General features: G+C 67.0%; 16 protein-coding genes and 2 pseudogenes. 6 read left to right on the forward strand and 12 right to left on the reverse strand.

Going from position 1 to position 14886, the window contains the following annotated elements; translation table 11 throughout:
* The 5 genes from AC07RV_RS33255 to kynB form a co-directional block, all read right to left on the reverse strand.
* Entirely contained in the window at nucleotides 1-1251 is a 1251-nt protein-coding gene (locus AC07RV_RS33255; protein ID WP_093348832.1) for an SMI1/KNR4 family protein, read from the reverse strand.
* Between the two features lie 65 nt (nucleotides 1252-1316).
* Entirely contained in the window at nucleotides 1317-2702 is a 1386-nt protein-coding gene (locus AC07RV_RS33260; RefSeq protein ID WP_296780239.1) for a reverse transcriptase family protein, read from the reverse strand.
* Nucleotides 2703-2960: 258 nt separating this feature from the next.
* Nucleotides 2961-3809: a tryptophan 2,3-dioxygenase gene (gene kynA / locus AC07RV_RS33265; protein WP_296780242.1), complete on the reverse strand. Its 849-nt coding sequence runs from the start codon at nucleotides 3807-3809 to the stop codon at nucleotides 2961-2963.
* Complete coding sequence (gene kynU / locus AC07RV_RS33270) at nucleotides 3806-5086, reverse strand: kynureninase (RefSeq protein ID WP_093348840.1); 1281 nt, start codon at nucleotides 5084-5086, stop codon at nucleotides 3806-3808. The genes kynA and kynU overlap by 4 nt, the downstream gene beginning before the upstream one ends.
* Nucleotides 5087-5099: 13 nt before the next feature.
* Nucleotides 5100-5738 carry an arylformamidase gene (kynB, locus tag AC07RV_RS33275; RefSeq protein WP_093348842.1) on the reverse strand — a complete coding sequence of 213 codons (639 nt, stop codon included), beginning with the start codon at nucleotides 5736-5738 and terminating at the stop codon, nucleotides 5100-5102.
* Between the two features lie 224 nt (nucleotides 5739-5962).
* Between kynB and AC07RV_RS33280 the strand changes: the two genes are divergently transcribed.
* Nucleotides 5963-6439: an Lrp/AsnC family transcriptional regulator gene (locus AC07RV_RS33280; protein ID WP_208510211.1), complete on the forward strand. Its 477-nt coding sequence runs from the start codon at nucleotides 5963-5965 to the stop codon at nucleotides 6437-6439.
* Here AC07RV_RS33280 and AC07RV_RS33285 read toward each other — a convergent pair whose 3' ends face one another.
* Genes AC07RV_RS33285 through AC07RV_RS33295 form a run of 3 tightly spaced genes read right to left on the reverse strand, consistent with a single transcriptional unit; the run spans nucleotide 6440 to nucleotide 8935 of the window.
* Nucleotides 6440-6757, reverse strand: a complete 318-nt coding sequence (locus AC07RV_RS33285) for a YkgJ family cysteine cluster protein (protein WP_057590670.1) — start codon at nucleotides 6755-6757, stop codon at nucleotides 6440-6442.
* 37 nt (nucleotides 6758-6794) lie between these two features.
* The gene (argF, locus tag AC07RV_RS33290) at nucleotides 6795-7730 is read right to left on the reverse strand and encodes an ornithine carbamoyltransferase (RefSeq protein ID WP_208510212.1); all 936 of its coding nucleotides are present in this window, start codon (nucleotides 7728-7730) and stop codon (nucleotides 6795-6797) included.
* Nucleotides 7727-8935 (reverse strand): aspartate aminotransferase family protein, encoded by a 1209-nt coding sequence (locus AC07RV_RS33295; RefSeq protein ID WP_296780248.1) that lies wholly within the window; start codon nucleotides 8933-8935, stop codon nucleotides 7727-7729. Before AC07RV_RS33295 ends, argF begins: the two co-directional genes overlap by 4 nt.
* Before the next feature lie 170 nt (nucleotides 8936-9105).
* On the opposite strand from AC07RV_RS33295, the gene AC07RV_RS33300 reads away from it, so the two are divergent.
* Nucleotides 9106-9471 carry a DUF3579 domain-containing protein gene (locus tag AC07RV_RS33300; RefSeq protein WP_057590667.1) on the forward strand — a complete coding sequence of 122 codons (366 nt, stop codon included), beginning with the start codon at nucleotides 9106-9108 and terminating at the stop codon, nucleotides 9469-9471.
* Between the two features lie 399 nt (nucleotides 9472-9870).
* Here the strand turns inward: AC07RV_RS33300 and AC07RV_RS33305 are convergent, their stop codons facing one another.
* From AC07RV_RS33305 to AC07RV_RS33315, 3 genes are all read right to left on the reverse strand, one after another.
* The gene (locus AC07RV_RS33305) at nucleotides 9871-10242 is read right to left on the reverse strand and encodes a DsrE family protein (RefSeq protein WP_275053462.1); all 372 of its coding nucleotides are present in this window, start codon (nucleotides 10240-10242) and stop codon (nucleotides 9871-9873) included.
* Nucleotides 10243-10324: 82 nt separating this feature from the next.
* On the reverse strand, nucleotides 10325-10702 hold the full coding sequence (locus AC07RV_RS33310; protein WP_296780255.1) for a carboxymuconolactone decarboxylase family protein: 378 nt from the start codon (nucleotides 10700-10702) through the stop codon (nucleotides 10325-10327).
* Between the two features lie 304 nt (nucleotides 10703-11006).
* Nucleotides 11007-11876 (reverse strand): MBL fold metallo-hydrolase, encoded by an 870-nt coding sequence (locus AC07RV_RS33315; RefSeq protein ID WP_296780257.1) that lies wholly within the window; start codon nucleotides 11874-11876, stop codon nucleotides 11007-11009.
* 82 nt (nucleotides 11877-11958) lie between these two features.
* On the opposite strand from AC07RV_RS33315, the gene AC07RV_RS33320 reads away from it, so the two are divergent.
* The 3 genes from AC07RV_RS33320 (at nucleotide 11959) to AC07RV_RS33330 (ending at nucleotide 13085) form a co-directional block, all read left to right on the forward strand.
* Nucleotides 11959-12270 (forward strand): ArsR/SmtB family transcription factor, encoded by a 312-nt coding sequence (locus AC07RV_RS33320; RefSeq protein WP_296780259.1) that lies wholly within the window; start codon nucleotides 11959-11961, stop codon nucleotides 12268-12270.
* A gap of 19 nt (nucleotides 12271-12289) precedes the next feature.
* Nucleotides 12290-12817: a rhodanese family protein gene (locus tag AC07RV_RS33325; RefSeq protein ID WP_296780262.1), complete on the forward strand. Its 528-nt coding sequence runs from the start codon at nucleotides 12290-12292 to the stop codon at nucleotides 12815-12817.
* A 70-nt stretch (nucleotides 12818-12887) separates the two neighbouring features.
* Nucleotides 12888-13085, forward strand: a complete 198-nt coding sequence (locus tag AC07RV_RS33330; protein WP_283485733.1) for a YgaP family membrane protein — start codon at nucleotides 12888-12890, stop codon at nucleotides 13083-13085.
* A gap of 181 nt (nucleotides 13086-13266) precedes the next feature.
* Here the strand turns inward: AC07RV_RS33330 and AC07RV_RS33335 are convergent.
* Nucleotides 13267-13876: pseudogene (locus AC07RV_RS33335) on the reverse strand (IS5-like element ISStma16 family transposase); the annotation flags it as partial.
* A gap of 61 nt (nucleotides 13877-13937) precedes the next feature.
* Between AC07RV_RS33335 and AC07RV_RS33340 the strand changes: the two are divergent.
* Nucleotides 13938-14886: pseudogene (locus AC07RV_RS33340) on the forward strand (IS3 family transposase); the annotation flags it as partial.

Genomic DNA, 14886 nt, shown 5'->3' on the forward strand with positions numbered 1-14886 from the left:
CTAGAGCCTGAACGACTGCAGGTGTTCGATGCGCTCGGCCAGCCCCTCGGGCCCGAGGTAGTGCCCCATCGAGCCGCTGCGCACCTGGATCAGCGTGCCCTCGAGTTCGGCCAGCAGTGCGTCGCGGTCGACGATGAAGGCGGCCGGCACGTCGATGCCCGCGCGCGCGCAGGCCTCGGCGATCAGCCGCGCGCTCGCGGGCGCGCCGCAGGCCACGCAGGCGACCACGGCCGTCATGTTCGGCTCCGCGCCATTGGCCAGCAGCGCGGTCGTGAGTTCGGGCGAGATCTGCCCGTCGATGTTCGCCAGCACCTCGGCCGAGACCGGCGCGCCTGCGCGCACCAGCGCGGCCGCGGCCGCATAGGCGCTGCGGCTCACCGCCATGTCGGTGGCCAGCGCGCTGCCCTGCAGCGGCCCTTCGAAGCGCACGCCCGCGGCCGCGAGATCGACCACCAGCGCCGCGTCGTCGACCGCGATCGCATGGCGCAGCGCGGTGCGCGCCACCGCGGGCTGGCGGCGCAGGCTGCCGTCGGCCAGTGGCGTGCGCCAGTCGACCACGGCGCGGCAGTAGAAGGTGACCAGCTTGTCCATCAGGTCGATGTCCAGCCCGTGCGTCTGGTGGCGGTCGTCGATGTAGGCCAGCAGCGCGTGGCCCGAGTAGCAGTCGCCCGTGGGCGCGAGCGGGTCCTCGTCGAGGTGCAGCGCGGCGAAGGCGCCGAACAGGTCGTTCGCGACCACGCTCAGGCCGTCCTCGTGCAGCGCATGGGTCCAGGCCGGCGGCAGGCCCTGCTTCCAGGCCACGACCTGCCCGTGCTCGGCGCCAGGCTCGACCACCGTGTAGATGCGGTCGCAGTATTCGAAGCCGCCGAAGGGCAGGTGCGTGAGCTTGCCGCGCCAGCGCAGGCCGTGGGTTTGCGCGCCTTCCTCGGCCAGTTCCTGCTCGTGCTCGATCCAGCCCTGCAGGTCGCGGTAGCCGTCGCTGCCGTCCCAGAACAGCTCCGACCAGCTGATGTTCTCGATGTTGCCGTTCATCTCGAGCGCGAGGTCGTAGTCGAGGCGCCCGCCCGCCGTGAGCCGCCACAGCGCGAGCAGCGGTTCGGGCAGCGGGCCCGCGCACATCGCCTGGATCGCCGAGATGCGGTGCGCCGGCATCGGCGGCTGCGCATCGAAGATCACCCGATCCGCGAACAGCGCCACGCCGTGTTCGCGCAGGGTGTCGAGCTCATCGGCCGAAAACTGGATGTCGTTCATGGCGCCTCCGTTGTTCCCAAAATGTAGCGCGCTGGGCCGCGGGGGCAATGGGTGCCACCCTCGGTTCAGGCGGGCGCGGCCCCGGCCGGCCACTCGATGCGATCGAACAGGCACCGCAGCCGGGCCTGGCGCGTCGGGCTGAACTGGCCGAACCAGGCGATGCGGCCCAGCAGGTGGCCGCGGAAGTCGGCGAGCCCGGCGGCGTTCTGGCTCGCGGGGCCGTGCAGCGTGCATTGATGCAACAGCGCGCGCAGGCGGTCGAAGTCGGCGCGCGGCGCATTGGGACGGTCGTTGACGACCACGCCGGTCACGCGCTGCTGGCGGTGCCGTGGCATGCAGCGCAGCTTGCGCGGATGGAGCTCGAAGCCCTCGTCGGCCGCGATGCCGCCGACCCAGGCCCGCAGCGCATCGAAGCGCAGGCGCAGCGACTCGTCGCCCGAGAACACCAGGTCGTCGGCATAGCGCGTGTAGGTGGCGCCGAAGACCCAGGCCAGGCCCTCGAGCCGCAGGTCGAGCCGGAAGGCGCAGAGGTTGGCCAGCGCGGGCGAGCAGGGCGAGCCCTGCGGCAGGTGCGGCTCGGCCAGCCGCTTGCCGCCCATGACGTCGAGCCCGCCGTCGTCGCGCAGGCGCTCGATGACGGCGGCGTCGGTGCGGTGCGTGCACAGCGCGGTGAGCGTGCGCGCCACGCCGTCGGGATAGCCCAGCGTGCGCCAGGTGGCATGCACGCGCGAGGCGCGCACGCCGGCGAAGAAGTCGCGCAGGTCGAAGCCGATCACCACCGCCTTGCCGGCATGCGCGGTGGCATGGCTCGCGACCGAGCGGCCCGGCACGAAGCCATGCGCCGCTTCGTGCACGGGCACGCGCGCGAGCAAGTCGTCGAGGATGCGGCGCTGCGCGCGCTTCAGCTCGGGCCGCGGGATCTCGAGCAGCCGCAGGCCGCCGAGGCGCTTGGGCTGCAGCTGGTAGCGGTAGTGGCGGGCGGGCGCGGGGCTCGTGCCTTGCGGCGCGCGAAAGGCCTGCGCGGGCGACGCCAGCCATTCGAGGCGCTGTGGATCGAGGTCCAGCCAGCGCGCGAGCTCGGCCTGCGTCGGCAGCGCGGGCAGCGCGAGGTGGTCGAGCCCAAGCGGGCGCGGGAACATCTGCGCGGGCCGCAGGATGATGCGCCGCACGCGCGGCGGCTCGTCCTGCTCGAAGGCGGCGTCGAATTCAGGCAGGTCGTGGATCGCCTGCGCCAGCGCGGCCAGGCCGGTGCGTTGCCATGTGGCCGGCGAGCGCCTGCCCAGCGCTTCGACGAGCGGCGCGAGCCAGGGCGCGTCGCTGCCCAGCGTGGCCGTGGCCCGCGCGCGCAGGGCGCCCGGCGCGGTGCCGCCGGGCCGTGTCGCGTCGGCGAGCAGCGCGCGTGCGAGGCTGCGTGCGATCCACTCCCTGTAACTCGGTTCAGCTCGGTTCACGCGTCATGGATGAGGGCCGCGAAGCCGTTGAAGAGGGTGGCCACGGCGCTTCAACCAGCCGGTGAAGCGCCAGCTGTCCTGCGCGTGAGCGCAGTTCCGCTTGCGCGCCGGAATGGGCAACCATCCATCCACCGCGGGGGTACCCCGCAGCACGAGGCAAGGCGACGGATCGCAGGGCCTCGTCGTGTCTTGAAGCGCCGGTGCCGCGCGGATTGTAGGAGGCGAATCGTGCGCGGCTGGGTGCCGCCGCGCGGGCACTCAGAGGTCGGTGCGCAGGCGCCAGATCTCGGGGAACAGCACCACGTCGAGCATCTTGCGCAGGTAGCTCACGCCGCCCGTGCCGCCGGTGCCGCGCTTGAAGCCGATCACGCGTTCGACAGTGGTGACGTGGCGGAAGCGCCAGAGGCGGAAGGCGTCCTCGATGTCGGTGAGCTTCTCGCCGAGCTGGTAGAGGTCCCAGTGCCGGTGCGGCTCGCGGTAGACCTGCAGCCAGGCGGCCTCGACGCCGTCGCTGGCCTCGTAGGGCTGGGTCCAGTCGCGCTCGAGGCGGTCGGCGGGTACGTCCAGGCCGTGGCGCGCGAGCAGGCGCAGCGACTCGTCGTAGAGCGAGGACGAGCGCCAGGCGGCCTCGACCTGGGCCAGCAGGTCGGCGCGGTGCGCATGCGGCTTGAGCATGGCGGGGTTCTTGTTGCCGAGCGCGAACTCGATGCAGCGGTACTGCGCGCTCTGGAAGCCGCTCGAGCTCGCGAGGTAGGGGCGCATCGCGGTGTATTCGGGTGGCGTCATGGTCGACAGCACGGTCCAGGCACCGACCAGCTGTTCCATGATGCGGCTCACGCGCGCCAGCATCTTGAAGGCATCGGGCAACTGCTCGCTCGCGATGCAGGCGGTGGCGGCGCGCAGCTCGTGCAGCATCAGCTTCATCCAGAGCTCGCTGGTCTGGTGCTGCACGATGAACAGCATCTCGTCGTGCGCGGGCGAGAGCGGATGCTGGGCGTTGAGGATCTCGTCGAGGTGCAGGTAGTCGCCGTAGCTCATCGACGCGCTGAAATCCAGCTGCGCCTTCTCTTCGCGAACGATGTCTTCGGGAAGCTTCTCGGTGCTCATGTCACTGCGTTCTTGCGGTTGAATTCGGGGCGCCGCCACTCGCCGGTCTCGAGCACCTGCACCAGCTGTTCGACGGAATTCCAGACGTCCTCGAAGCCGAGGTACAGCGGCGTGAAGCCGAAGCGCAGGATGTCGGGCATCTGCGCGTCGCCGGCGCGGAAGTCGCCGATCACGTTGCGCGCGATCAGCGCCTGCACGATCGCATAGGCACCTTCGTCGCGGCTCAGGCACACCTGCGAGCCGCGGCGCGCATGCTCGCGCGGCGTGACCAGCGACAGGCCGTGGCCCGCGCAGCGCTCCTCGACCAGCGCGATGAACAGGTCGGTCAGTGCGAGCGACTTGGCGCGCAGCGCGCCCATGCCGCCGCGCTCGCCGTCGAAGGGCTCGGCCGCGAGCACGGTGTCGAGGCCGCATTCGAGCGCCGACAGCGAGACGATCGGCTGCGTGCCGCAGAGGTAGCGCGCCACGCCGGGCGCGGGCCGGTAGTGCGGCGTGAACTCGAACGGCGCCGCATGGCCCCACCAGCCCGACAACGGCTGCTCGAAGCGGCCGGCATGGCGCGTGTGCACCCAGGCGAAGGCCGGCGCGCCGGGGCCGCCGTTGAGGTACTTGTAGCCGCAGCCGATGGCGTAGTCGGCCTCGGCCTCGTTGAGCGCCACCGGCACCGCGCCCGCGCTGTGGGCCAGGTCCCAGACCGCGAGCGCGCCGGCTTCGTGCGCGGCGGCGGTGATGGCCTTCATGTCGTGCATGGCGCCGGTGCGGTAGTTGACGTGCGTGAGCATCAGCACCGCGACCTCGTCGGTCAGCGCGCCGGGCAGCTCGTCGGCCTCGATCAGCTGGAGCGTGAAGCCGCGCTCGCGGCACAGCGACTCGGCGATGTAGAGGTCGGTCGGGAAGTTGCTGCGCTCGCTCACCACGAGCTTGCGGCCGCTGTCCTTCTGCTGCGAGAGCGCGGCGAACAGCACCTTGTAGAGGTTGACCGAGGTGCTGTCGGTGCACACCACCTCGCCGGGCGCGGCGCCGACGAGGCGCGCGACCTTGTCGCCCAGGCGCTGCGGCAGGTCGAACCAGCTCGCGGTGTTCCAGGAGCGGATCAGGCCTTCGCCCCATTCCCTGGCCACCACTTCGGCGATGCGCGCGGGCGCGGCCTTGGGCAGCACGCCGAGCGAGTTACCGTCGAGGTAGATCACGCCGTCGGGCAGCGTGAACTGGTCGCGCAGGGCGCGCAGCGGGTCTTGCGCGTCGAGCGCGCGGCAGTCTTCGAGGGTGGTCGTCATGGGTCTTGGCGGATCAAAGCTCGCGCAGCACGGCGCGAACGGGGGAGGCATCGGCGCTCACCAGCCTGAGCGGCAGCGCGATGAGTTCGTAGTCGCCCTCGGGCACCTCGTCGAGCACGAGGTTCTCGAGCACGCGCAGGCCGCGGCGGCGGATCGCCTGGTGGCTGTCGAGCGTCTTGCTGTCGGCCGGGTCGATGCTCGCGGTGTCGATGCCGATGAGCTTCACGCCCATGGCCGCGAGGCGCTCGACCGTGGAGGGTGCATAGGCGGCGAGCTGGCCGTCCCAGCGGTCCACCGGCATGGCGGCATAGGTGCGCACCAGCACGCGCGGCGGCAGCTGGCTCGTGACCGCGTGGGCGATGTGCGCCCATTCGACCAGCGGGCCGCGGCCGATGGCGTGGATCACGCGGCAGGGGCCGATGAAGGCGTCGAGCGAGACGTCGCCGATGGTCGCGCCCTCGGGGTCGTAGTGCAGCGGCGCATCGGCGTGCGAGCCCACGTGCGGCGACATCGTGATCGCGCTCACGTTGACCGGGCAGCCGGGCCCGATGGTGGCGCACCACTGTTGCGTATAGGGCGTGTCGCCCGGAAACACCGGGCTGCCCGCGTGCACGGGGGCGGAGATGTCCCAGAGTCGGCGTGGTGCGGTCATGGTGGCTAGATCGGTGTCACGAAGCGGTGTCACGAAGGGTGGGGTTCGGGTGGCAACAATGCCGGTGGGCCGAGGCAGCCAGTGTGGGCCGGATGCCGGCTTGCCACAAGCCGTTGCGCGCAGCCGGATGCTATTCGCAAGAGTTGCTTGAAGTCGAGAAGTTATCCATGAGTTCGAATGAAATTGGATAATCCATTCTCAAACGACCGATTCTGGAAAAAATCATGCAAGCCGACCTCGATCGCACCGACCTCCAGCTGCTGCGCGCGCTGCAGGACAACGCCCGCCTGACCTCGGGCGAGCTCGCGCAGATGGCGCATCTGTCGCAGTCGCCGTGCTGGCGGCGCGTGAAGAAGCTCGAGGACGACGGCGTGATCGGCGGCTATCACGCGGGCCTGAACCGGCGCGCGCTGGGCTTCGGCGTGATGGCCTTCGTGATGGTGGGCATCGACCACCAGACCGAGATCTCCTCGCGCGCCTTCGAGGACGCGGTCTGCGCCATTCCCGAGGTCGTGATGTTCCACGGCATCTCGGGGCCCGAGGACTTCATGCTGGTGGTGGTGGCGAAGGACCTCGACGCCTACTCGGAGCTGCTGCAGCGCAAGCTGCACCGCCTGCCGGGCGTGCGCCACGTGCAGACCTACTTCTCGCTGCAGGAATTCAAGGGCCGCGTGGGCGGCCTGCCGGTGCCGGCGACCTGATCAGTGCAGGGTGTCGGGCAGCGCGCCGAGCCCGTGGCGCAGCCGCGCGCGCTGGCAGGCGTCGCTGCCGGCCTGCAGCTCGTGGCAGGGATTGGGCCGCCACTCGTAGATGCCGCAGGCCACCGACTGGCCGATCCTCCCGGTGAGGGCCGCGCAGCGCGCGGGCGTGTGGTCGGTGCCGCGCATGCGGCACAGCGTGTCGTTGACCTCGACGGCCAGGCCCGAAGGCACCCGGCCGCCGTTGTCGTCGAGCTCGTGCACGCTGAAGTCGACGCGGTAGCTGGCGCAGCAGGCGCCGCATTGCTGGCAGGCGTTCATGGCGGGCCGGTGCTGCTGAAGCGGGAGAAGAGGGCGCTCAGAGCCTGCCGAGCAGCAGGAACTCCATCAGCGCCTTCTGCGCATGCAGGCGGTTCTCGGCCTCGTCCCAGACCACCGACTGCGGGCCGTCGATGACCTCGGCCTGCACTTCCTCGCCGCGGTGCGCGGGCAGGCAGTGCATGAACAGCGCGTCGGGCTGGGCCACGCGCATCATCTCCTCGTCCACGCACCAGTCGGCGAAGGCCTTGCGGCGCGCCTCGTTCTCGGCCTCGTAGCCCATGCTGGTCCAGACGTCGGTGGTCACCAGGTCGGCGCCGCGGCAGGCTTCCATCGGGTCCTTGTAGACCTTGTAGCTGTCGCCCGAGCGGATGCCGGCGATCGACTGGTCGACCTCGTAGCCGCTGGGCGTGCTCACGTGCACGGTGAAGCCGAGGATCTCGGCGGCCTGCAGCCAGGTGTTGGCCATGTTGTTGCCGTCGCCCACCCAGGCCACCGTCTTGCCCTGGATCGAGCCGCGGTGCTCGATGTAGGTGAAGATGTCCGCGAGGATCTGGCAGGGATGGAACTCGTTGGTCAGGCCGTTGATGACCGGCACGCGCGAATGCGCGGCGAAGGCATCGATCTTGGTCTGCTCGTAGGTGCGGATCATCACCAGGTCGACCATGCGGCTGATGACCTTGGCGCTGTCCTCGATCGGCTCGGCGCGGCCGAGCTGGCTGTCGCCCGTGGTCAGGTGCACCACGCTGCCGCCGAGCTGGTACATGCCGGCCTCGAAGCTCACGCGGGTGCGCGTGCTGGCCTTCTCGAAGATCATGGCCAGCGTGCGGTCGGTCAGCGGCTGGTGCTTCTCGTAGGTCTTGAACTTCTTCTTGATGACCGCCATGCGGTCGAACAGGTAGGTGTACTCGTCGGCCGAGAAGTCCGAGAACTGCAGGTAGTGGCGGATGGCTGGCGTCGCGCTGGCACTCGTCATTTGGGGGCGGGCTCCGAGAGGAAGGTCTTCACGATCGGCGCGAGGATGGCGACGATCTCGTCGGCCTCGGCGATGCTCAGGATCAGCGGCGGCACCAGGCGGATCACGCTGTCGGCGGTCACGCTCAGCAGCAGGCCGGCGTCGCAGGCGCGGGTGAGGATCGTGCCGCAGGGGCGGTCGAGCTCGATGCCCAGCATGAGGCCCTGGCCGCGCACTTCCTTCACGCCGGGCAGGCCGCCCAGTTCGCGCTCGAGCGCGGCCTTCAGGTGGGCGCCGACGTTGGCGGCGTTCTCGAGCAGCTTGTGCTCTTCCATGATGCGGATGGTCTCGATGCCGGCGCGCATGGCGAGCGGGTTGCCGCCGAAAGTGGTGCCGTGGTTGCCGGGTCCGAAGATGTTGGCGGCCTTGGGGCCGGCCACCACGGCGCCGATCGGCACGCCCGAGCCCAGGCCCTTGGCCAGCGGCATGACGTCGGGCTTGATGCCAGCCCACTGGTGGGCGAACCACTTGCCGGTGCGGCCCATGCCGCACTGCACCTCGTCGATCATCATCAGCCAGTCGCGCTCGTCGCACAGCGCGCGCACCTGCTTCAGGTACTCGATGCGCATCGGGTGGATGCCGCCTTCGCCCTGGATGGTCTCGAAGAACACGGCGACCACGTTGGGATTGCCCTCGGTGGCCTTCTTCAGAGCCTCGATGTCGTTGAGCGGCACGCGGATGAAGCCCTCGACCAGCGGGCCGAAGCCCTTCTGCACCTTGGGATTGCCGGTGGCCGACAGGGTGGCGATGCTGCGGCCGTGGAAGGCGGCTTCATAGACCACGATCTCGGGGCGCTCGATGCCCTTGTCGTGGCCGAACTTGCGCGCCAGCTTCAGGGCGGCTTCGTTGGCTTCGAGGCCGGTGCAGCAGAAGAAGGCATTGGTCAGGCCCGAGATCTCGGTCAGCTTGGCGGCGAGCTTCTCCTGGCCGGTCACGTGGTAGTAGTTGGAGCTGTGGATCAGCTTGCTGACCTGGTCCTGCAGCGCGGGCACCAGCTCGGGATGGTTGTGGCCCAGCGTGTTGACGGCGATGCCGCCGAGGCCGTCGAGGTAGGCGCGGCCGTTCGTGTCCCAGACTCGGCAACCCTGACCGTGCGACAGCGCGATCGGAAGGCGGCCGTAGGTGTTCATGACGTGGGGCGAGGTGGGCTCGACGGTAGCGCTCATTCGGTTCTCCAGTAAGGGAAGGCGGATTCTAGGCGGCGAGTTTGACGCTGGCGTTGAGGATTCCGCATCACAGCAATGCCCTGCGGCGGGTGGAAGGCGGGAGGGCGCGGATAGAATCCTTGCTGCACCGCAACAGCTCGCTACGGCTCGCGGTCGCCTCTTCCCAAACGATGATTTCCCCCACCGCCACCGAGATCTTCATCCAAGGCATCACGCACGACGGCCGCACCTTTCGCCCGAGCGACTGGGCCGAGCGGCTGGCCGGCGTGATGTGCTCCTTCCGGCCCGGCGGGGCCTATCCGGGCAGCCACCTGAGCTATTCGCCGTGGTGCGTGCCGACCACCATCAATGGCGTGAAATGCGTGGTGGTGAACAGCGCGCTGCGCGAGGCCGAACCCATGGCCTGGGACTTCTGCGTGAACTTCGCGCGCGACAACGACCTGCAGGTGGCCGAGGCCTGCCTGGTGCCCGATCCGGACCACCAACACAAGGACGGGCTCCAGCGGACCCCGCCGACGCCGGTCAAGAAGCCCTGAGCGGTCGACCGCTTTTCCTTTTTCGACAAACCGTTCGCCCATGAAAAATGTCCGCTGTCAAGCTATTCTTGTTCTGGTCAATCTGGCGAAAACGTATTCCTGACGCGGATTTAGAGCGAATTCAGGCTGAGGGCAAAGAGGCATTGCATCCGAGCCAGGAGCCACATAGGAGTCTGGGGATTGTGTATGCCTGGCGCACTGAGGCGTGAAACAGCATGGATATGCACGGTGGGAACATTGGTCAACAGCCTGTCAAAGCGCGGTGGGATTCCATGAAAGCAAAAGTTGTCAGTCTTCGTGCCGCCGTTCGCAACCGGCAGTCGATCAAGCGTCGATGCTGCGCCAGTCGCTTTTTGTTCTGCTGTGAGAACGCCGTTGGCCACGACTTTCTGCAGATACTCAGGTGACCTGCAAAGACCCCTTGGCCCCCATCAGCAGTTCAATCACGTCCGGTGCTGTGATGACACTGAAGCGTGGGTCCATCTGTTCCGCCGTCATGCCGTTATGGATCATGCACGCGCCGCAGATTGCGATCCGCCCGCCCTTTTCCAGGAACTTGTCCAGCAGGCTGGCAACGGGCTCGAAGGGCTTGCCGATGTCCATGCCGGTGGCTGCACCCGGCTTGCCCAGTTCAACGGCTTCCACCATGAGGATGATGGTCGCAGTGTGTCCCTTAAGCAGAGCGTTGAGCGCCATGGTGAAGGTGACGGTCACCTTGTTGGGGTTGCTTTTGCCGTCGAAGACGGTAGCAACGAAATCAGTGGTTTGCATAGCTGAGATCTTTCGTATGAGAGGTTTACGGAAGACGCCCCCCACAGGACAAGGGCGCCAGATGGGTTAGATCAGTGAGACCCTACCGCGCCGAAGCCGGTGCAACTGCGTTGTGGGCCAGTGCCGAGAACTCGTTGAAGGCCGCCACGGCATTCGAGGCGTACATCGCCGAAGGACCGCCACCCATATAGATGGCCACTCCCAGCGTCTCATGCACTTCGGCTTCCGTAGCGCCCAGCTTGACAAGCGCCTTGGTGTGGAAGGCGATGCAGCCGTCGCAGCGGGCCGCCACGCCAACCGCGAGCGCGATCAACTCCTTTGTCTTGGCATCCAGCGCTCCATCGGCAATCGCGGCCTTGCCAATATCGCCGAAACCCTTCATGACCTGCGGAACGCCCTTGTGCAAGGGCGCCAGATTAGCCGTCACGTCCTTGGTCAGTTGTTTGTAGCTATTCATCATCGGAAACTCCTCATTGGCAGAAACATCAAGTTGAAATCAGGTCGAAGACCGAGTAGACGGACCTCACCCGGACTACCTGCCGCCGACGGGCTAGAAAAGTATGGTCGAGCCCTAGCCCTGGCGGCGCGACACCATGCCGCGCTCGCGGACCAGCAGGGCCGTAACGCCGGCAGGCGCAGTAGGACGATCCACGTGGCGGGCTGCAGCATGGCGGCGAGCTCGCCGCCCTCCTGCGGCAGCCTCCACAGCGGGGCCGTGGTGTGCAGCCACTGCGCGGCCGAAACCTGCCTGACGGAACCTGCAGTCATGCGGGCAGACGCATCGGGATCTTGAGATAGCGCACGCCGTTGGATTCGGCTTCGGGCAAGCGGCCTGCGCGGATGTTGACCTGGATCGACGGCAGCAGCAGCGTGGGCGCGGCCAGCGTCGCGTCCCGGCGCTGGCGCATGGCCACGAACGCGTCTGCGTCCACCCCGTCGTGGACGTGCACGTTGCGCGCACGCTCTTCGGCGACCGTGCTCTCCCACGCGTAGCTGTCGCGGCCGGGTGCCTTGTAGTCGTGGCACATGAACAGCCGCGTGGCGGGTGGCAGCGCGAGCAGCTTCTGGATCGACTGGTACAAGGTGTGGGCGCTGCCACCGGGGAAGTCGGCGCGCGCGGTGCCGTAGTCCGGCATGAACAAGGTGTCGCCCACGAACACCGCATCGCCGATGCGGTAGGACACGCAGGCGGGCGTGTGGCCCGGGGTGTGCAGCACGTCTACCTTCAGGTCGCCGATGGTGAAGATCTCGCCGTCGCGCAGCAGGCGGTCGAACTCGACGCCATCGCCGGACACGTCGTCCAGGTTGAACACCGGCCGGAAGATGGTTTGCACATCGCAGATGTGTTCCCCAATGGCCACCCGGGCGCCGGTGCATGCCTTCAGGTAAGGCGCCGCGCTCAGGTGGTCCGCATGGGCGTGGGTCTCCAGGATCCAGGCCACCTCCAGCGCCTGGGCAGCCGCCGCGGCCAGCACTTGGTCGGCTGATGCGGTCGACACCTTGCCGCTGCGGTGGTCGTAGTCGAGCACGGGGTCGATCACGGCCGCCTGTCGCGTCACGGGATCGGACACCAGATAGGTCACGGTGTTCGTGGCATCGTCGAAGAAAGCCTGGATCTGAACAGTAGATCGCATGAGAAAGTGTCCTGTCTGGGTGAGGTGCTTTGACTATTTATTAGTTTATGCTAAATTAGAAAACAATGAAATACAAGTCACCATGACGACCAGCCAGAAAGACCAATCGTTTTTGCAGGACGGCGCGGCCAGGGCCGCAGCCATGCTGCGAGCGGTCGGCAATGAGCACCGCCTGCTCGTCCTTTGCCTGCTGATCGAGCACGGCGAGATGACCGTCGGCACCCTGCTCGACCACGTGACCCTGAGCCAGTCCGCCCTGTCCCAGCACTTGGCCAAGATGCGCGAGGAAGGCTTGGTGGCCTACCGGCGCGAATCACAGACGCTGCACTACCGCATTGAAAACCCGGATGTGGCCAAGCTCATCGCCACGCTCAAGACCATCTTTTGCCCATGACCCGCCACCGGAGGCCCCCATGTCCCTGAAATCCATTTCGCCCCAAACCGCCAGCGAACTCGTGAACCAAGGTGCTGTCCTGGTGGACATCCGTGCGGCAGACGAACACGCCCGCGAACGCATCGCCACGGCACGCCATGTGTCGATGGACCGCCTGCGAAGCGGCGGCCTGCCGCTCGATGGCGCGCCAGCCTTCATCTTCCATTGCCGCTCTGGCAACCGGACGCGGGTGAATGCGTCGGTGCTGGGGGCCTGCACGGCCTGTGATGCCTACGTGCTCGAAGGCGGGCTGGACGCCTGGAAAAAGGCGGGGCTGCCCGTCGTGGCCGACGCCTCGCAGCCGCTGGAGCTGCAGCGGCAGGTGCAGATTTCAGCGGGGTCCTTGATCGTGCTCGGGACCGTGCTCGGGGCCACGGTATCGCCCTGGTTCCATGCGCTCTCGGGCTTCGTTGGAGCGGGACTTGTTTTCGCCGGGGCCTCGGGGTTCTGCGGGCTGGCCCGCGTGCTGATGCGCATGCCCTGGAACCGCAACGCGCTGGCAGGATGAAGTTGCCACGGGCAGTGGCACTTCGCCCTGCCACGCTTTGTTTTCTTGTTTGACTGACCCAGGAGAAACCATGAAATTCAACGTCGGCGGCGTGGACCGCATCCTTCGCATCGTCATCGGCCTCGTCCTCATCGCGCTGGCCGCCACGGGCACCGTGGGCTGGTGGGGCTGGCTGGGCGTCATCCCGCTACTGACGGGGGTAGTACGCTTTTGCCCGCTGTACTCTCTTGTAGGAATGAACACTTGCCCGATGAAAGCAAGAAAGTAAGGAAGTTCGACATACACCGACTGTTTCTCTTGGGGCGGCACATTAGTGCATGCATTCCAAAGCGCAATGTAAGAGCTTTTGGTCCCACACGAAGCACTGTCCGGGTGCACGAGGTGCACTTACGCGGTTTCAGACAGAACCAACGAAAGAGGTCATCATGGACTGGCCGCTAAGAGCGTGTTCAAAGTCTTTTGAGCAAGAGCACCAAGAATGCCAAGTGGACGAACTGCAGGCTGGTGTTGAGCCATCGCTCGCAGTTCTTCCACAGCCTCCTGTTCTTGTCCAGCCAGGCAAAGCTGCGTTCCACGACCCAGCGCTTGGGCATCACCTTGAAAGTGTGAAGCTCGCTTCTCTTGGCGATCTGCACCGTCACATGCCCTCCCAGAATCTGCTGCACGCCTTGCGCGAACGGCCGACCGATGTAGCCTGCATCGCACAGCAGGCTTTGTAGCCGGCTCAACCGGGGCTTGCAGCGCTGTAGCGCCTGCAGTGCGCCTTTGCGGTCCGTCACCTCGGCCGTGCTCACCGCTATCGCATGCGGCAATCCCTGGGTGTCCACCGCGATGTGGCGCTTGATGCCCGAGACCTTCTTGCCTGCGTCATAGCCCTTCAAGCCCGCCGTGTCCGTGTTCTTCACGCTCTGCGCGTCCACGATCAAGAGCGTGCTGCAGGCGTTGCGCCCCAGTTTCTCGCGGGCCGCGCCAACCTGATTTTTTTAATGCCTGCTCCAGCAGGCTGCCACCCTCGCGTGGCTCGCTCCAGATGGCAAAGTACGAGTGCACGGTGCGCCATGGGCTGCTGCCGGTTTCAAAGACACCTAGTTAAGGTGGAAGATGAAACCGGAGGTGGTTCATGGGAACGAGAAGGCAATTCAGCCGAGAGTTCAAGCTTGAAGCAGTCAAGCTGGTGAAGGAGCGAGGTGTGGCGGTGGCGCAGGCTGCACGCGACCTCGATGTGCACGAGAACGTGCTGCGCAAGTGGATACGCGATGCGACGGTCGACCCGCAGCATGCATTCCCCGGGCAAGGGGTCATGAGGCCCGAGCAGGCGGAGCTGGAGCGCTTGAGGAAAGAGAATGCCAAGCTCAGGATGGAGCGCGACCTGCTGAAAAAAGCGGCGGCCTACTTTGCCAAGGAGTCGATGTGAAGTTCGGCTTCATGGCGAAACACCGAGGGACGTGGCCGTTGGCAATGATGTGCGAGGCGCTCGGTGTCTCGCGAAGCGGCTTCTACGCGTGGCTCAGCAGGCCCAGGAGCCAACGCAGCCTGGTCGACGAGGTGCTCGGCAGCCAGGTGCGCCAGAGCTTTCTGGGCAGCGACCGCACCTATGGCGCCCGGCGCGTGTGGCATGACGTGCTGGCACTGGGTCAACGATGCGGATTGCATCGCATTGAACGGCTCATGCGAGAACAGGCCCTGCGCGCGAGGCCACGACGTCGAGGCTTGCCGCAGGACCGAGGCCAGCGCAGCGCCATCGCCGACAACGTGTTGGACCGTCAGTTCCAGGCCGATGCGCCCAACCAGAAGTGGGTGGCCGACTTCACCTACATCTGGACGGCCGAGGGCTGGCTATATGCCGCTGCGGTGCTGGACCTGTACTCGCGTCGCATCGTTGGCTGGTCGATGCAGGACAGCATGACCTCGCAACTGGTGGCCGATGCGTTGATGATGGCCGTGTGGCGCCGGGGTAAGCCGGTGGCGTTGCTGCATCACTCGGACCAGGGCAGCCAAGGTGGATTCAACCGGTCGTCGCAACACCTTCAATCAAGGAGGTTTCTATGGGCCGACCTGCGGGTTGGATG

The sequence above is a fragment of the Variovorax sp. GW821-FHT09B01 genome, from assembly GCF_059418345.1.